The 25,345-nt window shown below is 32.9% G+C and carries 15 protein-coding genes; 1 reads left to right on the top strand and 14 read right to left on the bottom strand.

The window, feature by feature from the left end; genetic code table 11:
- Positions 1–181 precede the first annotated feature (181 nt).
- Positions 182–1,819 carry a tetratricopeptide repeat protein gene (locus Q0856_RS03460; protein WP_298474305.1) on the top strand — a complete coding sequence of 546 codons (1,638 nt, stop codon included), beginning with the start codon at positions 182–184 and terminating at the stop codon, positions 1,817–1,819.
- 123 nt (positions 1,820–1,942) lie between these two features.
- Here Q0856_RS03460 and Q0856_RS03455 read toward each other — a convergent pair whose 3' ends face one another.
- From Q0856_RS03455 to Q0856_RS03390, 14 genes are all read right to left on the bottom strand, one after another.
- Positions 1,943–3,139, bottom strand: a complete 1,197-nt coding sequence (locus Q0856_RS03455; RefSeq protein ID WP_298502665.1) for an SMP-30/gluconolactonase/LRE family protein — start codon at positions 3,137–3,139, stop codon at positions 1,943–1,945.
- 41 nt (positions 3,140–3,180) lie between these two features.
- Entirely contained in the window at positions 3,181–4,338 is a 1,158-nt protein-coding gene (dgoD, locus tag Q0856_RS03450) for a galactonate dehydratase (RefSeq protein ID WP_298502663.1), read from the bottom strand.
- Between the two features lie 80 nt (positions 4,339–4,418).
- Positions 4,419–5,147, bottom strand: coding sequence for a FadR/GntR family transcriptional regulator (locus Q0856_RS03445; protein ID WP_298474297.1), 729 nt, complete (start codon positions 5,145–5,147; stop codon positions 4,419–4,421).
- 68 nt (positions 5,148–5,215) lie between these two features.
- Positions 5,216–8,494 carry a VCBS repeat-containing protein gene (locus Q0856_RS03440; RefSeq protein WP_298502660.1) on the bottom strand — a complete coding sequence of 1,093 codons (3,279 nt, stop codon included), beginning with the start codon at positions 8,492–8,494 and terminating at the stop codon, positions 5,216–5,218.
- 75 nt (positions 8,495–8,569) lie between these two features.
- Entirely contained in the window at positions 8,570–10,144 is a 1,575-nt protein-coding gene (locus Q0856_RS03435; protein WP_298502657.1) for a RagB/SusD family nutrient uptake outer membrane protein, read from the bottom strand.
- 16 nt (positions 10,145–10,160) lie between these two features.
- The gene (locus Q0856_RS03430; protein WP_298502654.1) at positions 10,161–13,211 is read right to left on the bottom strand and encodes a TonB-dependent receptor; all 3,051 of its coding nucleotides are present in this window, start codon (positions 13,209–13,211) and stop codon (positions 10,161–10,163) included.
- A gap of 526 nt (positions 13,212–13,737) precedes the next feature.
- Complete coding sequence (locus tag Q0856_RS03425; RefSeq protein ID WP_298502651.1) at positions 13,738–13,890, bottom strand: hypothetical protein; 153 nt, start codon at positions 13,888–13,890, stop codon at positions 13,738–13,740.
- Positions 13,891–14,034: 144 nt separating this feature from the next.
- The gene (locus Q0856_RS03420; RefSeq protein WP_298502649.1) at positions 14,035–14,157 is read right to left on the bottom strand and encodes a hypothetical protein; all 123 of its coding nucleotides are present in this window, start codon (positions 14,155–14,157) and stop codon (positions 14,035–14,037) included.
- Between the two features lie 68 nt (positions 14,158–14,225).
- Entirely contained in the window at positions 14,226–15,767 is a 1,542-nt protein-coding gene (locus Q0856_RS03415) for a sulfatase-like hydrolase/transferase (RefSeq protein ID WP_298502647.1), read from the bottom strand.
- The gene (locus tag Q0856_RS03410) at positions 15,767–17,182 is read right to left on the bottom strand and encodes a glycosyl hydrolase family 28 protein (RefSeq protein ID WP_298502644.1); all 1,416 of its coding nucleotides are present in this window, start codon (positions 17,180–17,182) and stop codon (positions 15,767–15,769) included. The genes Q0856_RS03415 and Q0856_RS03410 overlap by 1 nt, the downstream gene beginning before the upstream one ends.
- Before the next feature lie 179 nt (positions 17,183–17,361).
- A complete protein-coding gene (locus Q0856_RS03405) occupies positions 17,362–18,780 on the bottom strand; it encodes a glycosyl hydrolase family 28 protein (protein ID WP_298502642.1) in 1,419 nt (472 codons plus the stop codon).
- 22 nt (positions 18,781–18,802) lie between these two features.
- On the bottom strand, positions 18,803–21,238 hold the full coding sequence (locus Q0856_RS03400; protein WP_298502639.1) for a hypothetical protein: 2,436 nt from the start codon (positions 21,236–21,238) through the stop codon (positions 18,803–18,805).
- 41 nt (positions 21,239–21,279) lie between these two features.
- On the bottom strand, positions 21,280–23,733 hold the full coding sequence (locus Q0856_RS03395; protein ID WP_298502637.1) for a glycoside hydrolase family 2 TIM barrel-domain containing protein: 2,454 nt from the start codon (positions 23,731–23,733) through the stop codon (positions 21,280–21,282).
- A 7-nt stretch (positions 23,734–23,740) separates the two neighbouring features.
- Entirely contained in the window at positions 23,741–25,303 is a 1,563-nt protein-coding gene (locus Q0856_RS03390) for an alpha-L-fucosidase (protein WP_298502634.1), read from the bottom strand.
- Positions 25,304–25,345 lie beyond the last annotated feature (42 nt).

Genomic DNA, 25,345 nt, shown 5'->3' with positions numbered 1-25,345 from the left:
ATTACAGTTTTAACAGACTAGATTAAAACTTGACAATATGTAAAATTTGTCTTTTTTGTAAATTATTAACTGAACAAAACTTATATTATTGAACAATATTACTGAAGATAGCAGTTTAGTTTTTTTTATATTAATTTTTTTATGAATTTTAGGTATGGGGTTGGTTTTAAAATTTAAAAAAATGATTGTTTATAATTTTTCCTTTGTAAAGCACCTTGTTATTAAGTCTACTCTAGTCGGGTTAGTGATTTTTACTTATAGTAATCTAGTTGCGCAAAGGCCATATAATACCAATGCTTTTATAGATAAGGCAGAAGCTTTGGCAACGCAAAATCCGAATAGTGCAATTTATTATTTAAAGAAAGGAATTGAGCAATACACTAAAGAGAAAGATACTTTAAATCTTATTAATAGTTTGTGCGGATTGTCTACTTTATATGAGCATATTTTAGATTATGGGAATGCATATGACGGTTATTGGGAGGCTTTGATTTTGGCAGATTTATCGAACGATGCTATTTCCAAAGCAAAGATTTATCAAGAGTTGGGCTGGTTGTATAATTTTTATAGAAGAGAGGATGAGGCTTTGCGACATTTTAATATGTCCTTAAAATTAAAAAAGAAATTACAACAAGAAGGAAAGATAGTGCTCCAATATTTATTAAGTGATTATTTCGCTTTTGTTAATTTATATAGAATTAATAAGAATCAAAAAATGGCAGAGGTATACTTAGATAGTTGCCGATTAACTATGAGTAAAATTACGCCAAAAGAAAATAACTTTTACGTCGTCGCCGAATTGGGCTATTTTGAAGCTGTTAACGGAAAATACGAATCTGCTTTAAGTAAGTTACAAAAAGCTAATACATTTTTTGAAATTAATAAACCGTCTTATTTAACCATTGTCAATTTCTTGTTTGGGGAAACATATAGACTTCAGGGAAATCTTGAAAAAAGTATTGAACATTATAAGAAATCATTAAAATTATCGGATGATTACAATAGTCATTTGGATTATAAATTACTGAATTATAATGCTCTCTCTAAGATGTATTTAAAGAGGCAAAATTATAAACAAGCTTTTTATTATTCAAATAAAGCTCAAGAACTAAGCGAACGGATATTCGGAAGAACAAGTAAAAACAATAAACACCTGTTTGGAATTAATGATAAATATAGGATACAGAAAGAAAAAGAAAAAGTTTTAATAAAGGAACAACGTATCGCAAAATTGGAAAATGAAGAGAGAATATGGTTTTTGAAATATATTTTAATGGCCGTAGTGGTCGTATTTATACTTTTATATGGCTATCTCTTATTTAGAAATCTACGAAGAAAGCATAAGTTAGAAAAAAGGGTTTTAGAGGAAAAAAGAAAGTTAGAACAGTTGAAGACAAATGAAATAATGGAGCTTAAAAATAGAGAACTTACTTCATCTGCTTTGCAATTAATAGAAAAGGAAGAGTTTATTATAAAGTTAAAAGAGAATTTATCTAAAAGTGAAACTATTGATGTAAAAACTATTAATAGAATGTTGAGAAGTATACAGAGTTCTCCTGGAAGTAATTGGAAAGAGTTTGAAGCTAGGTTTACATCTATAAATCAAAGTTTTTACGAGAATATTAGAAATAATTATCCAGAATTAAGGCAAACGGATTTAAAATTATGCGCATTAATTAAATTAGATTTTTCTAGTAAAGAGATGTCATCCTTGCTTGGAATTACTATAGAAAGTGTACATACATCAAGGTATCGTTTAAGAAAAAAATTGGGGTTAGGTAGGGGTGATAATTTGGCTGATTTTATTGCTAGTATTTAGATTTTATATCTAATTGGGTTATTCAAGATGTTATAGGTACTTTTTTTTAAAGATTCTATAGCTATTCCTAATAAATGAGTTATTTTTTAACCACTTATGTAGTTTATGAGATAGTGAAAAACATTATTTGACTTTCGGCCTTAGATTTACTCTTAATAAGTAATCATCACAAGTAATAAATAAATATTTGCCGTCGTCGGTAAACTCACAATTTCCGGTGCTTTTATCTGTTCGTATAGTACCTAAATGTTTTCCTTGTGGAGAAATAATTAATACGCCTCCGGGTCCTGCCAAAAATAGGTTGCCATTTTTGTCTAGTTTTATGCCATCGGGAGATTGTTTATCAATACTTTTTTCTCTTAACTTAGTGGCATTGAAAAATTCCCTTTTGTTTTTTACTTTACCCTTTTTTATAATGTCATAAGCCCATATAGATGGGTTAGTTTTGTGAGAGTCAGCAACATAAAGTATTTTGTTGTTATGAGAAACAGCTATGCCATTTGGTGCTTGTACTGTTTTATCAAGAAGAATTAACCTTCCTGTATTGCTTAAAAAATATACCCCATTAAACCCAATAGCACTTTTCTTTTTTCCTAACCCAAAGGATGGATCGGTAAAATATAAATTACCCTTAGCATCATAAACCAAGTCGTTTGGTGAATTAAAAACATTTCCTTTATAATTAGTGATAATGGGTTTAAAAACAGGATTTAACGAGTCTTTGAGGCTGATTAGTTTGCTAATTCTCCTATCGCCAACTTGGCATATTATTAAATTGCCATTAGCATCAAGCGTTAATCCATTAGATCCTTTGTTTATGCTTTTATCAGGTCCTGTGTATCCAGATGGATTCATATAAACACTTAATCCATCACTATCACTCCATTGGTATATTTTATTTTCAGGAACATCAGAAAATAATAATTTCTGTTCCTTAGGTAGCCAAACTGGGCCTTCTGACCAATTAAAACCTTTAGCAACTAAGTCTATTCTTGCATTTTTAAAAATGATTTTATCTAGTTCGGGGGAAAGTCTTTCAATAAAACCAAATGAAGGATATTTTTTTAGCGAGTCTGGTACAGTTTTAAAGCGTTTTTTCGTTTTTATTAATCCTGTAGCAGAATTTTTATCGGAATTTGGTGTACTGTAAGATGCGCTTTCATAATACCCAATATCTTGACGCACCATATCGCCTAATCTTATCTTAATGATGTTAGGTTTTGTATTAGATTCTTGAGCAAGAATTTTTGGTTTAAAATTAAATAGTAAACAAAAAATTACAATAGAACTGGTGAAATAGGAATGAAATGTATTAGACATTTTTTTTGTTTTTGAATATATTTTAATTTGATTGTTTTTTATTACCATTCACAAAAATTACCATCTTCTTTGCGCCAAATCGGGTTGGACCAATTGTGTCCAATTTTTTTACCTTCCAATAGTTTTTCCTCGTCTAAGTCTATTCCTAGGCCAGGTTTTCGGGTTAGTTCAATGTATCCGTCATTTATATTAAAAACTTCAGGATTTTTCATATAATATAGCAAATCAAACCCTTGGTTATAATGTATACCTAGACTACTTTCTTGAATAATAGCGTTGGCAGATACAAAATCTACTTGTAATGCAGATGCTAAAGAAATAGGTCCTAATGGGCAGTGTGGAGCAAGAGTAATATCATAAGCTTCTGCCATTGCAGCAATACGCCTTACCTCAGAAATACCACCAGCATGGCTTAAGTCTGGCTGAATTATATCTACAACACCTTGGTATAAAATTTCTTTAAAATCCCATCTGGAAAACATGCGTTCTCCTGTAGCAATAGGGATATTAGTATAAGAATATATATGTTTTAAGGCGTCATTATTTTCGCTTAAAACGGGCTCTTCAATAAACATAGGTTCGTATGGTTCTAACTCAGAAATTAGTTTTTTTACCATCGGCTTATGCACTCTACCATGAAAATCTAAACCTATATCTAAATCATAGCCAAATTCTTCTCTTAACAACTTAATGTTATTGGCGACTATTTTTATGTCTTTTAATGAGGATACCCATTCCATGCCACCAGTGGCATTCATTTTAACAGCTTTATATCCTGCATTTACTTTTTCTTGTGCTTGTTCTAAGATGACATCAGGGTTGTCTCCGCCAATCCAGCAGTACATTTTCATTTTATTTCTTACGGCACCACCTAATAATTCATAAACGGGAACATTAAGATGCTTTCCTTTAATGTCCCATAAAGCTTGATCTATACCAGAAATAGCGCTCATTAGAATGGGGCCGCCGCGATAGAATCCGCCTCTATATAATACTTGCCAAATATCTTCAATATTGTTAGCATTTTTGCCAATTAAGTATTGTTCTAATTCTTTTATACAAGCTGCAAGTGTATCTGCTTTACCTTCAATTACTGGTTCTCCCCAACCTATAATACCAGATTTGGTAGTAATTTTTAAAAATAACCATCTTGGAGGGACTTTAAAGATATCTATTTTTTCAATAATTAGTTCGGTCATTTTTACGTGTTATTAAGTTGGGAGTACTTATATAGTAGCTACTGAATGTTGCTGTTTTGCATTGTTAGAAGAAGTTTAAATCAAATATTTTGATGCGATTTGATGTAGTTTGAATATGTAATTTTTAGATGATCGTTCATTGCTTTTGCTGCCTCTTCTTCGTCTTGAGCTATAATAGCATTTATTATTCTTTCATGATGGTTTAGCATAATAGTTTTCTCTTCCTGTAGGTTGCCTTTGGTTGGTTTAGCAAACACACTAGCTTTAAACTTGGGCATTAAATTAAAAATAGGACCTAATAACAATTTTAAAATTTGGTTTTCTGTTATGGAAAGTAGTATTTGATGAAAAGCATTATCTAATTCAGCTTCTTTTTTATAATCTTTTAACGGGCAATCTTGAATGCTTTTCATGTTTATTGTTAGAAGTTCTATATGCTTTTCTGTCCTATTTTTTGCCGCTTGTGAGGCTAACAATGGTTCTACAAATTGCCGCGCCTTTATAGTTTGTAGAATTAAATCGTCATTGGAAGAAAGTTCAAAAAACATGTTTAAAATTTCAGAAGCATTTTTAATACTTACCTCAGAGACATAAGCACCACTCCCTTTTTTTACTATAATAATTCCTTTGGCTACCATCGTTTTAATAGCCTCTCTAACAGCAGTTCTACTTACTTGAAATATTTCGCACAATTCTTTTTCCGTAGGTATTTTTTCTCCAGGATTGTACTCTCCATTACGTATAGCATTTGTTAACTTTTCTTCAATTTGCTGAGAAAGAGATTTAGAATTACCAATTGGCGTAAACATTTTTTTTATTAAAGTACTAATTTATAATACATCATACAAATAAGTGTTTTGTTATTGTAGTAACTAAACTATTTTTTATTAAGAAGTACTATTTTATCGTTGTTTTTTGCGATTATAAAATTAAGGGAATTATTTCTATTTTTAATAGTAGATATATCTTTAATATCTCCGTCCAAAAATAAGCCGCTTTCTGATGGTTTTACTAAGGAGTATCCCGTAGAGTTGCCAATAAGAACTAATCCAACACTGGCATCATTTCGTGGGGTTTCTACTTCGGATTGATACATATTTCCAGCTATCAAAACATCTGGAAATTCATCATTATTGTAATTGAATATTTCGAATTTATTGATAGATGAGAGTTGCGTATATTTATCTAAATCATGAAGTTTAAATTTTCCATTACCGAGATTTTCCACCCATTTATGTGCAAAAGTTGTGACATTGTATTGCAAGGAATTTTCTAGCATTTTCTGACCATAAATATCGGTTAAATCGGCATCCGCAAAGGATTCAAAAGTTTCAAACCTTTTGGCAATAGCTGGTACCTGTTGGGAGGAACATTCCCTACCTCTTAGTGGTAGTTTTGTACCATATTTTTCATAACTAAGAACAATATCCATGTTTCCATTTTCATCAAAATCATTGGCATAAACCGAAAAAGGAGCTTTTTCACTGGCTTTGTATTTGTAATTTAATCCCAAATTCCCTGCAAAATAATCCATGTCGCCATCAGCATCGATATCTACTTTTTGCAAACTATACCACCAACCTACAGTATTATTAAAGCCTAATTCAGAGGTGACTTCCTTGAAGTTGTCCCCATTATTTTGGAAAAAGCGGATTGGCATCCATTCTCCTGTAAGTATAAGGTCTATTTTATTATCCTTGTTAAAATCGTCCCAAATGGCAGAGGTAACCAATCCAGCTTTAGATAGTTCAGGAGCAACTTTACTAGTTACATTGCTGTATTTAATATTGGTATCTTTTCCGCCATCATTTCTTAAAATATAACTTTCGGCGGGGAAAGGATATTTACCTGGAGTTATTCTTCCGCCAACGAACAAATCTAAATCTCCATCATTATCATAATCTGCTGCTTTTACTTCTTGTCCGCTAGCCAAAATTTTTGGGAGTGAATTTGTAGTTTTTACAAAACCTTTAGGGGTGTTTATATACAGTCTGTCTTGATAATATTTTTTAACAGTATTTGGATTATTGCCTCCGTTTACAACATATAGGTCTAAATCAGAATCGTTGTCCGCATCAAATAGTAAAGCACCAGTGTCTTCGTATAGCATGTCATTTTCCCAAGGCCCTTTTAAAATATTGAATTTTCCTTGGTCGTTTTGGATGTACATAGCAGCCGGGCTATTTTTTGCATTTCCTACAAAGAAATCTTCTAGTCCATCTCCATTGATATCTCCTACAGTTAGTTTGGTTCCGAGTTGCGAATTTTTATGGGGTAACAGTGGTTCTAACAAATAATCATCATAACTATCTTCTTTATGAATAAAAGGTGGGTCTATTTTTTTAGATATATTTTGAAAAAAACTGCGTCTGTCGTTCTCAGTAACAAGATTTTCTTTACTTGTAGAATCATATTTTATTTCTAGTATTTGGTTGGAAGCAATATTGTTTAGTTTTTGCACGCTACCGTTTGGCCATATAACTTCTATGTCATTTGTTGCACTAGAATTTCCTAAACCAAAATGTTGAATTGGCTCTACACTAGATTGATAACCTCTACTTAATGTAATTTCTTGTACTTGCTTGTTCGTTTTTTTGTTAATAATAATTTTGGCACCTATGGCAAACGAATTATTAGGATATCCTGTTAATTTAATACGTAAGTAGTTGTATGTGCTTTGATTAACGTACACAGAAGCAGCTTCGTTCATGTTGTTTACCACCAAATCTAAATCCCCATCGTTATCCAAATCCGCATAAACAAAACCGTTAGAGAATCCTTTTTTGCTCAAGCCCCATTCTTTGGTAGAGTTTTTAAAAGATAAATCTCTGTTATTTACAAAGGCATAATTAGCTATAGGGGTACTAGGCATTAGAGAAAAGTCTTGGTTTTCTTTTCTACCAAAAAATGTTTCAGATTCGTATTTAGCATTTATATCATTGTTATTTACATCTCTTTTTACGCCGTTAGAGATAAATACATCTTTCCATCCGTCATTATTAAAATCTGCAAATTGAGCTCCCCAGCTCCAATCTGTAGTAGACATATTAGAAAGACGAGAAATTTCGCTAAAAGAGGGTACATTTTTTTGTTTTATCCCATTATTAAGCTGAAGAGAGTTTTGCATGTATTGGTAATTAAAACCTAAAGCAACACTTTCATAAAAGGTGCTTGGACTCATGCTTGCCATATTTGTTTTGGAACGTTTGTAGTCTTCTGCGGTCATATCTACCTGCATAAAGTCTATAAGACCATCATTATTAAAATCACTAGCATCTACACCCATACCAAACATTGATGTGTGTTTGGTAGCATCTTTGGAAACTTCTGTAAATGTTCCATCTCCGTTATTTCGATATAGGTAATCCGGAACATTAAAATCATTGCTTAAGTATAAGTCAGTATATCCATCATTGTTAAAATCTGAACATACTATGCCAAGTGTTAATCCAAATTTTTGGACTCCAGCATCAAAGGTTACATCTGTAAATGTTCCATTTCCATTGTTTTTATATAAATGACCAGAATCTTGAAGATTGTTTTGATCCATTTTTTCTTTATAGTATTGGTTTCCCATACTTACCAACACATTTGGGTAATTAGCTACAAAAAGGTCTAAATAACCATCTTTATCATAATCTAAAAAAGTGGATTGTATACTAGAGCTTGTATCGGCAATGCCATAACTTTCAGCAGATTCTGTAAATGTGTTGTTTCCATTATTTAGGAATAGCTGGTTGGCTGTGGTGGAAAATTTGCCAGAAACACTTAGGTAAATGTCTAAAAAACCGTCGTTATTAACATCTGCCATTGTAGTACCGGAATACCACCTTTGGTCACCTTCTACACCTGCTTTTTTTGTAATATCTTCAAATTGTAAATTACCTTTATTAAGGTATAGTTTATTTTGCGCAAGGTTTCCTGTGAAATATAGGTCAGGTAATCCATCATTATTAATGTCCCCTACAGAAACCCCCGAACCTAAATATAGATACGGAAATGTAAAATAGTTTAAGGTGTCATTCTCTATAATCTTATTATTAAAATTAATTCCCGAAGTATTTGTTGCTAATTCTAAAAATAGGGGAGGTTTAATTTCTTTTTTACAGGCGTAAATAAGAGCTATTAAAATGAGAAGTAATATTGTTTTTTTCATGGGAGAATAAATATATAAAATATAAAAAGGAACCGTTTTAAAACGGTTCCTTTTAAAATTACCAACTCTCAACTATTAGTAACCTGGATTTTGCTTAAACCCTTCGTCATTATTGTTACCATCTAATTCTGAAAGAGGAATTGCTAAATATTCTCTTCCTGGTTTGTAAGAACTAGTTCCGCCGCTTTCAGATTTTAAATCTGGATTATCAACAATTCTAGATTTTACTCTATCCCATCTTAAAAGATCAAAGTAACGTGTTCTTTCAAAAGTTAATTCTTTTACACGTTCATCTTCAATATCTTGCATTGTAATTGTTGTAAATTCTGACATGTCTGCTCTTCTTCTTACTTCATTTACGGCATCTACGGCTGCTTGTGTAGAGTTGCCACCATTAGCCATTACGTCAGCTTCAGCAAACATTAATAATACATCTGCATATCTTAATATTCTTAAGTTGTTTCCAGCACTATGCCATCCGCCATCTAATGATTGTTCTTTACCATTAAAAGCCCAATCTGCATATTTATTTCCAAATATATTAGTTCCTGTAGCACCAAAAGCATCTTCATAAGAAGTGTTAAGGTAAGTTCTAGAAGCTAATGTTTTTCCTTGGTACTCTGTAGTTTCATTTGTATTCCAGAAAAAAGTTGTGTAAGTTCTTGGGTCAATTTCTCCATTAATAGTTTGCTCATCTAAAAATATATCTAATGCCCACTGGTTAACTCTCATTGTATTTTGATCTGTATAACCTACAGGGGCTAAATCTGCTTGAAAAGCAGAACCAGAGCCGCTATTTGCATTATCTGCTCCCCAACCTTGCTGACCATCAGAAATCATTTGAATTTCAAAAAGAGATTCTTTGTTATTTTCAAATTCTTCAGAAAAGTTAGCAGCATAATCATCCATTAACTCAAAGCTACCGTCCATAATTTTTGCGAACTCCGTTTTAGCAGGGCCGTATTTACCTTGGTATAAGTAAACTTTTCCTAATAAACCAGTAGCAGCCTTAGCTCTTGCTCTACCTGTTTGGCTTGCTGACCACGAGTCTGGAAGCATTGTTTGTGCTTTCTTTAAATCTTCTTCTATTAAGGTCCAAACATCTGCTGGAGCTGCTTGTGGTATTAAATCTGGAGCCTCCATTTGATCAAAAGGAACTGTAATTAGAGGTACATTTAAAAAATTATTTAAAAGATTAAAATAATTAAATGCTCTAATAAAATATGCTTCACCAAGAATATTCTCTTTTTCAGTTGCATCCATTTCTATATTTGGAACGTTAAAAAGAACATCATTAGCTCTAGAAACACCTCTAAATTGTGCTTCCCACATCCATTTTGGTGCATTCCGATCTGCGGTAGCGTTAAATGCTCCTGCAGCTGTTCTGTCAGAAGAATTAAAACCATTCACAACATCATCTCTATAATCGGATAAGAAGATTTCAAATCTAGAATAATAGGTTATGGCTATAAAAGGGCTGTATGCTCCTAGAATACCTTTATTTGCATCTTCTGCTGTACCCCAAAATGATGTAGGTACAAGAATGTTTGGATTGTCCTGATTTAATGCATCATCGGAACAATTTAGGTTAAGGGCTAATAATGCAAACATTGCAAGTATTCCCTTTATTGTGATTTTATTTTTTTTCATTTTTTTCATTTTTTTATTAAAAAGAAACTTGTAAACCTAATTGATAGGTTATTGGAGTAGGATAGTTTCCTTCATCAACTCCATTGTTAAATTGGCTTGTACCACCTCTACTGTTTCTACCAACTTCTGGATAGTAACCAGAATAATCGCTAATAGTAAATAAGTTTGTTGCTGAAACGTATAATCTTACTTTAGGGATTCTTATTTTTTCTAATACATCATCAGGAAGTGTATACCCTATTTGTGCATTTCTTAAACGAAAATATGCTCCACTTTCTAAATAAAAGTCAGACATTCTACGGTTAAACCCAGGGTCAACTTGTGTGTTTCTAGGAACATTAGTGTTCGTATTAGTTGGTGTCCATGCATTTGCAGCATCTGCTAAATAGTTGCCATTAAAATCAAAATACCCTCTATATTTTGTAGAGTTAAGAATTTTATTACCCGCTACACCATTAAAAAATAAACTTAAATCTAAACCTCTATAATCTGCCGTTAGGTTAAATCCGTACTCAAAATTAGGAATAGATGAGCCAAGGTATCTTCTATCTTCTGGGTCTACACCATCTCCATTAAAATCTTTAAACTTAAGGTCACCAGCTCTAGGGTTACCTTCTTGATCATTAGCAGCGGTAGCTTCTGCATCTGTTTGGTAAATTCCGTCTGTTACGTAACCATAAAAAGAACCAATGGGTTGTCCAATATCAGTTCTTGTACCTCGTAAACCATTAGAAGTAAAACCACCACCAACTATAGGAGCTTGTCCTCCTAAAGAAGTTACTACATTATCTAAGGTAGAAAAATTAGCTGTTACGTTAAAGTTTAAATCTCCTATTTGATCCGCATAGGTGGCTAAGAATTCAAAACCTTTATTTTCTATATTACCTCTATTAAAAGGGATTGTATTCTTAAATCCAGAATAAAGTGGTAATTGAATGTTTACTAAAATGTCTTCGGATTTTTTTATAAAATAATCCATAGTTACATTTAACTTATTATTTAGAGTAGTAAATTCTAAACCAACATTAGTAGTTTTAGTAGTTTCCCAAAAAATATTCCTATTTACACCTCTTGTTACAGCATAACCAGATTGTCTGGTTTGTGTGTCTCCTAAAATATATGTACTAAAAAGGTTTATAGAAGGGTCTATAGCATAAGGATCTACATTATTAGATCCTATTTCTCCATAACCTGCTCTTAGTTTAATATTAGATACAGCATCAAAATCTTCTAAAAATGGTTCGTTACTAACATTCCAACCTATTGCCATTGAAGGGAAAGTACCCCATCTTAAATCTTCTTTAAACAAAGAAGAACCATCACGACGTAAACTTGCCGTTAATAAATACCTATCATCAAATGTATAATTTAATCTACCAAAATAAGATTGGATAGTAGAAGTAATATCTTGTGAAGGGGCACTTTGTAAATTTTCAGAACTAAATGCACCAGCTACACTAATATTATTAATTGCATTAAGGGCAACTATACCTAAAGATCTAGAATTATTTTTTTGATCTGTAAAACCAGCTAATACGTCTACATTATGTTTATTAAAGGATTTCTTGTAGTTAAGAGTGTGTTCTACTAAAGTATTTAAACGGTTTGTATTTGTTTCTCTTAATTCTGATGTTGCTTTATTAGAGCCATTGTAAATTACTTGTTCATCCGGACTAAAAGTATAGTTATTTCTAGCAGAAGATTCCATGCCTAAGTTTAACTTATATGTTAATCCATCAAATAATTCATAAGAACCAGATACATTACTAATAACAGTATTTAACGTATTAGTTCTATCCTCTAAAGCAGCTATAGCTAATTCATTTGCGATTGTGCCAGGGCCGTAAAAAGCACCATAGGCAGTTGTAATACCTCTATCTGCTCTATCGTCTGAACTCCATTCTCCGGCATCATTTCTTAGTCTAATAGTTGGTAATAAATTTCTTTCTTTATTAAAGTATGGGTTTGGGTTATCTACTGTTCTTGTTAACCCAATTGTACTTTGTAAATTAAATTTTCCTTTATCTAATCCAAAATTAGCTCTTACGGTAGTTCTTTTAAAATCTGAATACTTAATAACACCATCTTGGTCAAATTGATTTAAAGAAAGACTATAAACACTATTTTTACCACCTCCAGAAACTCTAAGGTTTGTATTACTTATAGATGCAGTTCTAAATGAATCATCGTATAAATTACTGCTATAGTTTGGATCAAATTCTGTATCATTTGCTGGGTATCTTGGAACACCATCTGCATCATTTGCTCTATTAACTATTGCAGCGTATTGTGTAGCATCTGCCCAATCTATTTGGTTAATAGCTTTTTGGTATCCGTAACTAGTATCTAAATCAATACTAACTTTTCCTTTTTTTCCTTTTTTGGTAGTTATTATTACTACACCATTAGCTGCTCTAGAACCATATATTGCAGTTGCCGAAGCATCTTTTAATACAGAAACACTAGCAATATCACCAGGGTTAACAGTATTCATGCTACCAGTAATCATCCCATCAATTACATATAACGGGCCATTGTTACTAAATGTTCCAGTACCCCTAATAGTAATTACAGAACCAGCTCCTGGAGCACCGCCTTGTGCTTGTACATTTACACCGGCCATTCTACCCTGTAATGCTTGTGAAGCATCATTATAAGTATATTTTTCAATATCCTTAGAACCTACAGTAGCCACTGCACCAGTTAAATCTGATTTCTTTTGAGAACCATAACCAATAACAACAACCTCATCTAATTGGCTGGCATCTTCTGCGAGAGTTACTGTAACACTAGATTGGTTGTTAATTGCAACTTCTTGGGTTACAAAACCTATGTAACTTACTGATATTGTTCCGTTACTAGGAGCGTTAAGGGTAAAATTACCATCAAAATCTGTTTGTGTTCCATTTGTGGTTCCTTTAACGACAACATTGGCACCAGGTAATGGTTGTCCTGTATTGTCATTAACTGTACCGCTAATAGTGAAGTCTTGAGAAAAGCCTAAGGATGTGCTGGCCGCCCAAAATAGCGCAAGGAGTAAATTGCGCGATCGACATTTTTGTTTCATAAAATTTGATAATTTCATAAGCATTAGAGTTTTTAAGTTAGTTTAACAACAATTTGTACGTTGTATGACAAATATATTTTCAGACATACGTATATAGGGAAACAAATATTTAAAAACGGATAACAAATGGTTTGCGTTGAATTTTTATTAAAACGAATGTTTTTTAACTAAACACGCTTTTTGGAGAGGTTAATTCATGTAGAATGCCCGTAAATGGGGAGTTTGGAGTAGTATTAAATAATTTGGTAACGTGTGTTTTTCTAGTTACATATGGGTTTTTTATGAAATTTATATTTTGAAGAATTTAATTTGGAATTATTCTTTTTTGATAGTAAGAAGAGGATTTAGAGATAGTTAAGTACAGTTATAACTATTTTTAATATATGAGGTTATTGCAGGGAGCTTACGATTTTTGCTTTGTAAAGAATACCTTTATTTGGTAATTGATATTTAAATATGTTTAGGTTGGACTTGTAATAAAAAGTGGTGTCAATTATCATGTTTTGGATTTGTCGTGAGGTAGTTTTTATCTCCTTAAATCTTCTCCGTATGCCCAACCTTCACGTACATCTTCTTTTACATAGGGTTGTAATCCAGGTTGGTTAGTAATTCTCATGATAGCCGCGTCGTATTCTATTTTTGTATTAAATTTTTGGGAGAAAACACCAAGGAGTGACATTTCTGTTAGGTCTGCTCCATAAGCAAAATTAGAACTTGGTTTTGGTCCTTTACCTCTAATAGTAGCAATATTTACATGTTTATGTGGTTTCCTTAGCTTTGTTTTATCCTCTTTAGAAATTGGGTATAAACCTTGAATTTGTGTTCAATTATTTGTTCCTCTCCTGCCAACACCAATAACTGCTACATTAATAGTGCTATTTGGCGAAGCATTTAATAGATTAGGAAGAATTGTTATCCCGGCTCCTACTGTTTCAGTGGTCTTCATAAATTTTCTTCAAGATATGTCTTTTATTATTATTTTTATTTTAAAAGTATAATTGGTGCTAATAAGGATTAATAAAATTCCCAAAAGCCATATTTTTCACCTTCTATATTTGCTTTTTTGTCCCCTAGCTCTTGTGCTTTTTCTTTCATTTCTTTGCGCATAACTTTAACCGTTTCTGCATATTCAGGAAAGAAAGAAAGGTCATATACTTCCCAAGGATCTTTTGTAATATTAAAGAGTTGTGTTACCCTAGAACCTCTTATAGATTCTCCGTTTTTTTTATGAAAATCTTTAGCTCTTACATACTCAATAAGTTTATAGTTTCCTTTTCTATATGCTCTTTGGAATTGTTTATAAGCATGGAAGGTATAGTCCCTAACAGATTTGGTTTCTTTGTTAATTACTGGTAATAAACTTTTTCCGGTAATCGATGCTGGTTTTAGAGTATTGGTAAACTCACATAAAGTAGGTAAAATGTCAAAATTATATACTAGAGCATCTCTTTTAGAACCTTTATCTGTTATTAAATTTCCTGAAAAAATTAGAGGAATGTGTATCCCATCTTCGTCATATATATTTTGTTTACCCATTAACCCATGATTACCTACTGCTAAACCACTATCGCCGGCAAAAACAATTAAGGTATTTTCATAAGCACCACTTTCTTTTAGAGCGGCAATTACTTTTCCTATTTGCGCGTCTAGATGTGTGATAATTGCATAGTAATCCGCAAGTTGTTGTTGTGCAATTTTTGGTGTTCTTGGCCATGCCGCAAGTTCCTCATCACGTAAAACCATATGACCATTATCAAAAGGATGTTGCGCTAAATAGGAGGGAGGAAGTTCTATTTTTTCTGGTGGATACAGATCTCTATACTCCTGTGGGGCTTGTCTTGGATCATGCGGTGCATGGAAAGCCAAGTACATAAAAAATGGTCTTTTCTTTTTATATTTTTTGATGAATTTAGATGCGTCTTCTGCAAAAATTTCAGAAGTGTGCGGGCCATCTTCTTCTGTTCCCGTTGGCCCTCTTTTATCATTTTTATTTAAAGGTCTTTTAACCGTTTTTCCTTCTTCATTATAGGTTAAGAGATAGGCATCTTCCTTTGCAAACTTACCTTTTTTGTCCCAATCCCATAATGGCATTCTAAAGTGATCTGTTAAATAGACTCCTAGTCCCATTATTTTTTCACCATCATTAAAAGAACGATGTAAAGAGGCATTATCTTGATGCCATTTTCCAACAATTTGGGAGTGATATCCATTCTCTTTAAAAATTTCGCCCATGGTTTTATGTTCCGAAGGAATGGTATTTCCTTGTCCTTGTAATTCAAAAACATTTCTTCCGGTCATTAGCATAGCTCTGCTAGGCACACATGTAGCTCCAGAAAAAGAACCCATTAAATACCCATTAGAAAAAGACACACCATTTGCAATTAAAGAGTCTATATTAGGTGTTCGTACCGCCATACCTCCAAGTGCATGTACTCCAGAAAAACGATGATCATCTGTATAAATAACTACAATATTTGGTTTGTTTTTTTGCGCAATGGAGCTAATACTGTAAGCTATTAATACCAGGAGGATTATTCTTTTTGTAAACGCCTTCATTATTGTTTTTTATTAATTTGGGTTTGTGATATTGGTTTTTTGTTTAGAAAAATGTTTTTTAAATAATCATTCTTAACATCATGTAGTTCTATAGGGTTTCTAAGGTCTTTGTTTGTAATAATTAAATTAAAATTGTCAACAAACAAACCGTCTACATGTCTTGCAAAAAAGCCAGATGCCGGTAAAGTACCCACTAAACTAAATTCTGGCCACCAGCCTTTTAGTACTTCTAAAGTGTATTCCTTAAATTCCGTTTTTTTGGCATCTTCTTTAGAACCACCTCCAGATACTAAAAACTGAATATCCTTAAAACTAATATTTTCTATATAGTGTTTAGGCATTCCTGTAATAAAGAAGGCCGAGTTTTTATCTAATGCGGTGTTGTCGGCTATAATATTCTGGAAAATAAAGTTCTTCATAGATTGCATTGGGTACATTTCTTCTGGAGCATCTACACAGGCCTTTTGTTGTGTAAAAGTCATAAAGACTGGTCTTGGTACATTTTTCATAACAAGATTAGAAAACACCATGTTTTGCATAATTCCTCCCTCATTTAACTGAATTTTTAGTCCAGAATCTTGAATATCATTAAAAGTACAATTGGTTATGGTTACCGATTCTATATTTCCTCTAGAAAGTAGACCAATACGCATTCCTGCCCATTTACTTGTAAATGTGCAGTTAGTAATCGCAACATTTTTACATGGTTTATTTGGCATAGAAGCCTGTAAGCAAATAGAATCATCACTAGTGTCAAAAGAGCTGTTAGAGACTCTTACATTAGTACAACCATCAAAGTCTAAACCGTCTCCATTATGATTAACTCTACTTAAAATTTTAATACCATCTACAACTATTTCATTACAATATAACCAAGCAGAAGTCCATGCTGCAGGGTTTTTAAGAGTAATATTATTTATCTGAATGTTGTTGCAATTTAAAAACCGCAAAAGCATTGGTCTTCCTCCATTTTTTTTATTGAAGCTTTTTGGATGACCGTTTCCATTAATAACGCCATATCCTTCAATGGCAAAGTTTTTAGCGTCTTTAGCAAAAATGAGACAGCGGTTCATGTGCGGCTCATTCTTGTACATGTTTTTATGCGTGTCTGTGGTATAATCACTATAGTTAGGACTGCCTAATAATGTGCCACCATTTTCTATATGCAGGGTAACAAAATCTTTAAGGTAAATAGTGCCAATAACTACAGTTTTACCAGATGGAATAATTACTTTTCCACCTCCATCTTTGGTGCAAGCATCAATAGCATCTTGCACTGCTTTGGTATCTATAGTTACACCATCTGCTTTAGCTCCATAATCTATAACATTAAAATCTGTTGCAAAGACCGTAACGTGGATACATAATATAAGAATAATGGTATATATGTTTTGCTTTTTAAAATGTGTTTTCATTTTTAATATATAGTGTTAAAAAAGAGAGCCTTGTAAAGATACAAGGGTTCGTTCTTTAATTTGTTTACAAATAGGTAAATCCCTAACACATATGTTTTATAGGGGTAGTAGGTTACTTCTTTATGGCTGCGTGAGGTTTGTTATAGAATATAGTTCTTTTTAATAATTTGTCCTTCATCTTATTTACCATTTACATTATCTGTAATAATTTCTTCTCTTGCGTCCTTAGATGTTACTTTAAAAGAAATATTTTTAGTTGTTAAATTAGAGATATGACGCGCATACATACCGTAGGCAGGAGTTATCCCTAACATAGTGAATTCTGGGTATTGTGTTACATTTTCTGGAACTACTACTTTACTATCTTCTTCTGTTCCTCCTCCAGGTAAGGTAATATCTATGTTTTCTAAATTTATAGTACCTAGTTTATGGTTAGGTGTGCCTGAAAAGTAAAAACCTACTGTAGGGAACATGCGTAAGTCTTCTTTTTTTCTAGAAACGGCTTTAATATTAGAGATGGTTACGTTAGTAATACTGCCTGTTTGTAATTGCTCTGCACCTCTGTAGGTTAATCTTCTTTCGCATAGGCGAATAAATATTGGCATTTCAACGTCTACCATATTTATATTATCAATAAGGATGTTTTTAGCATTCGCTCCATCTGCACTTAGAATTTTAATTCCACCACCTCGAGTATCAAAAATATGGCAATTCTTTACCGTAATATCTTCAAAATTACCCATAGATTCTGTGCCAAACTTAATGGCGCCCCAACCACTACTTAATTTACAATCTTGTACGGTAACATTTTTTGTAGCTAAAGGGCTTGTCGCCTTAAAGCAAATAGCGTCATCGTCTGAATTTACTAAGGAGTTTTTAATCATACCATTAGTACTAGAATCTATATCAATTCCGTCATTGTTCCTATTTGCTTTGCTGTAAATTTCTATGCCGTCTACTTCAAAAGTATTACATTGAAAAAAGTGAAGTGTCCAAGCGGCTGGTTGTCTTAGAGTAATGTCTTTTAGTTTACTATTCGTTACTCTTACTAAGCGTACTAAAAAAGGTCTGTTAGAATACCGAATATTTTTATTTACATAATTATTGTCTTTGGCAATTAAGCCGGAGAAATCTTCTTTTTTTTCTTTAAGACCTAATTTTTTTAATGTCTTTTTTGCGTTTTGTGGAGTAAACATTTTGCCTTGCCCATCTATGATTCCTTTACCAGTGATAGAAATGTTTTTCACATCTGCCGCGCCAACTAGACATTGTCCTCTGTATTGTCCTGTAGCATCTATGAATGGATCTATACTGTAAAAATCGTTAGGGTTAATACTTGCCATTAATGTCGAGTTTTCTGCAACATGAAGGTTAACATTATCTTTTAGTAGAATAGTTCCAGAAATATAAATTCCACCTTCTATAGTTACTGTTCCTCCACCAGCTTTGCTACAAGCGTCAATTGCTTGTTGTATAGCCTCTGTATTTACCGTTTTACCATCTGCTTTGGCACCAAATTCGGTAATATTCCAGTGCGTTTTTTTACTGCAACTAATTGATATTAGAAGCGTGAATATAAGAATTGTTATTTTTTTCAAATTAATCATTTTTTGTTTTGTTCTACTTTATTTTAGAGAACCCAATTAGCAATTTACCTTCTTTTGTTTTTCCTAAAAGTTTACCAGCAAAATTCCTTTCAGTAATTCCGTTTCCCTCGCCATTAAAAATTAGGATTAGATTTTTTCCTTTCTTGTTAGTCTTTAAAAGTTTTGCGCCACGACCATAATCTACTTCTTCGCAAGCTCCATAGCGCAAGGAGCTTATATCTATATCTTCTTGAGCATTAAAACCAACTTCGGATTGGATTAGGATTTTTATTTTTTTGGTTGTTTTAGAAATTTTATTCTTATTTAAAAGTTTAATTCTTTTAGGCACTATTAATGGAAGAATAAGGTTTTTAGAGCTGTGTTTGTCCTTTGCTAAATCATCTGCTTTAGGTACGTCTATAACAGCTAAAGAAAGATGTGTTGCGCGCCCATATTCGTCTGTTAAAACATGTGGTCTTTCTAATTTGTACCAGTGTGTTTGGGTGCCATCTTCATAAAATGTATTATTAGGGGTATAAGCGGTTCCGGGATTAAACTTCCAATGTATGCCATCTGGAGAACGCAAATAGATGGCACGATAATCAATAAAAGCATTAATCATCATATGGTATTGTACTTCATCTTTCCAGAGAACTGGGTCTTCAAAATTAGAATTTCTATATTTTTCTGGGATTATTGTATTTCCTTGTAATGGGCCTGTTTTAATAGTGTAAGGTCCTAATGGGTTGGTTCCTTCACTAAGCATCATAGCACCACCTTTAGTAACAAATAAAAAACGACCGTCTTCTAAATGCACTCCAGATAGGTTCCTTTCAAAACGATATTGGAGTTGCGGTTTTTCTAAAGGAGTATTTTTATTAACTTCCATAATTCCCAATCGCTTCCAAGGACCATTCATGGACGTGGCAGAAAACAAAGTAGCTTCCCAATTAATCAAGGAATACATTAAATAAGTACCATCATTTAGTAAAATGATATCTGGGTTATGTCCTAAACCATTATTGTAGTCATAGGCTGTTTCTTTTACAACTTTGTACGGACCTGTTGGTTTTTTGGAAATGGTATGAGCAACGGTAGACCTGGGCCACTCCCAATGGCCTTTTGTTGCATTAGCCGGCCAACGGGTAACATTCATATGGTATTTGCCGTCTTTATCTTTTACAGGACGTCCTCCCCAATAACTCCATTCCGGGTCTTCTATACCATTACTAATATCTCGTGGTAAAACTCCATTGGCTCCCCAAGCTTTTGAAGTTAGTTTGTGGTGTATAGGCATAGGCAAAATTAAATCGCTAAACGACGCTCCAGAAACCATTTTTACTTTAGCTTTTAATGGTTTTGATACTATGCTTTTGTTTCCACTGAAATCTTCTGCTAAAACTATATACGTATTTTTAATGTCTTTAGCTGGAGTAAAATCTAAAAAGAAATTCTTGGTAATATTATGTGCAATTTCTTGAAGATTATTTCCATTTTCATCTCCTCTATAAACTGAATAATTTTTCACATCTTTAGAAACACTTTTTTTCCAAGAAACTTGTATTTCAGAATCGTATATTTCGGCTGTTAAATCGGTAGGTGGTTTAGGGGCAATAGTATCTTTTTTGCTAATTACTATTTTGTTTGATGCTCCAGATTCTTTTTCATTAAAACGTGTAACTACGTAAGTGTAGGCTACACCATTAATCATAGTAGTGTCAAGAAAAGAACTGCTATAGGATTCTCCAATCTTTTTGTAAGCTCCTTTTTTAGCATACTGTCGGTAAACATTAAAGAGACTTTTTTTATCCGCGAGTTTATCTTTCCAACTTAGTTTAATTCCATTTTTTTTTACTAAGGCATTTAATTTTGGGCCACTATTTTTTTCATCAATAACATTAATATTTACATAATGCAGAAATACTTTAATCTCATCTTCAGAATAAAAAGTAACTCTAACAAATGGCAAACCTGCATTAGCATCTTCTTCATTAATTACATACTGTCCATTAAAATGTTCAACTACTTTATCAGAGCCTATTAGTTTTACTTTATCTGCAACTATACGTTCATGTTTCCCAAAAACAAGACTTAATGTAATACTTCCTTGACTAATGTATTCTAAATCTGCACCAAAACTCCATTGTAAAATATCCCCTTTTTTGGGATTCTGATACTTAGGATTTGTATTTAATAACTTAGACTCAGCAATACCTAAATCATTATTACTAAACAAGGTGCCATAATGTATTCCCATTCCATATTCTCCCAATCCTTTTACATTTTTGGTTGTCCAAAATGGCGATTGTTTAGATTGACGCCAGTATCCGTGTACAGCTTCAAAATTACCATCGTTAACATTTGCATATGGAGTATTATCTCCAAGTAGAACAATTTGAGCTTGGAGGGGTAATACAAATCCCATCATGATTGATAATATCCAAATTTGATATTTTAGCTCTCTATTCATAATGGGATTGGTTTTTAACTACCCTAGTTTAATTTGTATTATTATTTTGAAATCGTAAATATTTGCGCACTTTTTAATCCCTTCGATTTTGCAGTTAGTGTTATTTTTCCAGGTTTTTTGGAAGACTTAATTATAGCTAAGCACATACCACTAAACGCTTTTCTATGGTTTGCTTGAAAAGATTCTAAACTTATTTGATTTCCGTTATCCACAGCTAATAATTCTCCAGCTCCTTTTACAGTAAAGTGTACTAAATTATCTGCGTTAGGGCATAGGTTACCGTTTTTATCTTCAATACGAACTGTTACGTAGGCTAAATCTTCCCCATTAGCATTAATTTCTTTTCTATCTACTTTTAAACTAATTTTAGCTGGTTTTCCGGCGGTATTAATCTGTTTTTCTAGTACTTGCTTTCCATTTTTGTAACCAATTACTTTTATGTTTCCGGTTTGATAAGGGACATTCCAAGATAACCTGTATTTAGACGCAAAAGTTTTAGGCTCGTATCTTAAGAAATTAACCTTGAGTTCGGTTATGTCTTTGCCTTTTACTTTTCTACCCATAGATTTTCCGTTTACAAAAAGCTCAGCTTCATCACAATTTGTATAGCAGTAAACCGGAATTTCTTTACCTTCCATCCCTTTCCAATTCCAATGTGGTAATAAATGAATCATTGGTTTTGCGGTCCAATGACTTTGGTATAAAAAGAACCTATCTTTAGGGAAACCTGCCAAATCAACTGCGCCAAAATAGGAGCTATGAGATGGCCAATCTGCATTCCAATATCCATTGGTAGAATTATCTTTTCCACCATACGGTGTTGGCTCTCCTAAATAATCAAAACCTGTCCAAATAAACTCACCCATAATATTAGGGTTTTGTTCTTGAAAATGAAATTCAATATCTGGAGGATATGCCCATGGTGGGCCAATTAAATCATAACTAGTAACATGAAGAGATTCATGTGTTTTATATTTTTTAATAGGTAAGTGGTATACTCCGCGACTACTTGTACAGCTAGAAGTTTCAGAGCCATAAAGTGGTAAATTTGAGTAAGTATCTATTAAAGTTTTATAACTAGAAGGCTTATAATTTACTCCCGCAATATCTACCTGTTGGGCCATATTATTTTTGTATGGGCCAGGGTAATTGTTAAATCCTGCGGAGGTTGGTCTAGTAGGGTCTATTTCTTTGCAATAGGTGTTTAGTTGTTTTGCAACTTTCCAACCGTTTTTGGCATCTTTTTGCTCAATAATTTCATTACCAATACTCCACATAACAATAGAAGGGTGGTTTCTATCTCTACGAATCATGTCTTTTAAATCTGTTTCTGCCCATTCCTCAAAAAACACATTATATCCATTTGGAACTTTTTCCATTTTCCAAACATCAAAAGCTTCATCTTGTACAAGAAGCCCTAGTTCATCACAAGCTTCTAAAAACTCTCTAGATGGTGGATTATGACTTGTACGTATGGCATTTACCCCCATGCTTTTCATGATTTGTAATTTTCTCTCATCTGCTCTTTTGTATACTGCAGAGCCTAAAGAACCATTATCGTGGTGTAAGCAAACTCCATTAAAACGTATTTTTTTGCCATTTAAAAAGAAACCTTCAGTGGTATAAGAAATTGTTCGTAAACCTATTTTACTATAAAAGACATCTACAACTTCACCATTTTCTGTAATAGTAGTTATTGTTTTGTATAAATGAGGGTTTTCGGTATCCCAACGTTTTGGATTTTCAATTTTTGTATATAATTGAGAAACCGCTGTTGCATTTGGTTTTACAGTTATATTTTCATCTACAGTAGCAACAATTTTACCTTCTGGAGATTCATATTCTTGCTTTACATTTACAACTACCTTTTTGTTGTTTTTGTTAACAACAGTAGTTTCGTTTTGTACCACGGCTATTTCTTTAGTAACTGTAGGCGTAGTTATATAAGTTCCCCATTGACCAACATGAATAGGATTGTCAATTTTTAACCAAACAGATCGGTATAAGCCTGCACCAGGATACCATCTAGAAGATAAATCCTGCGGTCTTAAACGAACAGCTATTGTATTGTCTGAACCATCATATTTTAAATGTTCGCTAATATCAAATTCAAAACCAATATAGCCATAAGGTCTATTCCCTACCAATGTACCATTTACCCATACATAGGCATCATACATTGCTCCTTCAAATTCTAGGGTAACTACTTTTCCTTTGTTTTTAGAATCCATGGTAAAGTGTTTACGATACCATCCTGTTCCATGAAAAGGTAATCCGCCAGCTCTTGCATTATATTTTACATCAAAAGGACCTTCTATTGCCCAGTCATGAGGCAGGCTTAGTTTTCTCCATGAAGAGTCCTTATAGTTTGGTTTTTCTGCACCTTCTGCTTCTTGGTTATAAAATTTCCAATCGGCATTAAAGTTTATATCTTGAGCATTGATTAGGCCACAAGTGCTAAGTAGTAAATAGCAAAATAATAGTGTTTTTTTCATTTTTTTCTTATTCTGTATGTGCATTTTCCTCTCCTCCAATATTATTCTCTGTGTAGCCTTCAAGTACTATTTTATAGGCGTGTGCATAATTAGATGGAACTTTTTTAGGCGCTTTAATTACTAGCCCTTTACTATTTCTTTCCCATTCTATTTTTTCAGTGCTACCAAGAAGAGTAATTTCTGTAATCTTAGAATTAAGCACACCAATATCTGTGCTTAAGGTTTTTATCACGGTTTCGTTACTTGGTTTATCCATTACAATCGCATAAAATTCCTTATCCGATTTTTTGGTAAAACGTATATCTTTATTGGTATATTCAATTTTTATTTTCTCTACTTTATGGCCGCCTTCTGGTAAACGAGTAGGGCCTTCTCCAAATACAGTCCACGGACGAGTACCATATATAGCATCCCCATTTATTTTAAGCCATTCCCCCATTTCGGTTAATAAGTTAACCATTACAGGCGGTATAGATCCATCTGGGTTTGGTGGTACATTTAGTAGCATATTCCCGTTTTTAGAAACAATATCTATAAGAATGTCTACTAATTCATTTGGAGTTTTAAATTTAGCATTTGGTCTGTAAAACCATGCTCCTGGTGAAGTATCAGTTAACCAAGCTTGTTCTTTTGGTTGGTTAGGGCGTCCACGCTCATAATCTTTTATGGCAGTATCTTCAGGAAAAGTACTTTCTTTATAGCATACTGCAACTTCTTTATTCCATTCTATTCCTTTATTGTAGTAGTATGCTAAGAATTTTTGTCTAGACTCATCGGTCATATTTTCTAACCACCAATCAAACCAAATTAAATCTGGTTGGTAAACGTCTATAAACTCCTTTAATTTAGCCCACCAATCGTTATAGAATTGTTCATCTGGAGTATCAGAATCTAAGCTATGTGGGTTAGTATATAAATCGTAATCTTCCGCTTTAACTCCTCCATAGGCATGTGCTGTAGAAAAATATTTCCATGTAAATGCATGATGAAAAGAACCCATATATTTTAAGCCAGTAGCTTCAATTTCTTTTTTAAGTTCTGCAGATGGGTCTATACCTCCATAGTTCATAGAATTCCATCGCGTTGCTTTAGAATCCCACATAGCAAAATTGTCATGGTGCATGGCAACAGGGCCAGCAAATTTAGCTCCAGATAATGCAAATAATGTAGCCCATTCTTTTGCATTAAATCCAGAAGGATCAAATTGTTCTATGATATGCTTGTATCCGTATTTAGACGGATTGCCATATTTTTTTCTGTGGTGTATGTAATTATTTGTTGGTTTTCCTTTTTTTGTTTTATCTAACTTACCATTATCATACATTTTCATGCCATGCCATCCTGCGTAATGTTTGTCTGGGTCCGCACCAACAAAAGCAGAGGATACTGGTCCCCAATGTGCATAAATTCCAAATTTGGCATCTAAAAACCAATCTGGAGTTTCATTTATTTTACTTAAAGATTCCCAATTTTGTTCAAATTTTTCAGAAGGCTTTTTTTGCGAATTACCTATATTAGATAGGAATAAAAGAGTGCAAAAAAATAATAATTTTAAAGGGATTACTTTCATTTTACTATTTGTGTTATTGAATTATAAATGCTTTTTTAGAAA

The organism is uncultured Maribacter sp., from assembly GCF_947496775.1.
Classification (GTDB): domain Bacteria; phylum Bacteroidota; class Bacteroidia; order Flavobacteriales; family Flavobacteriaceae; genus Maribacter_B.
The sequence above is the reverse complement of the archived record's forward strand: the minus strand, read 5'-3'. Positions and strand labels throughout refer to the sequence as shown.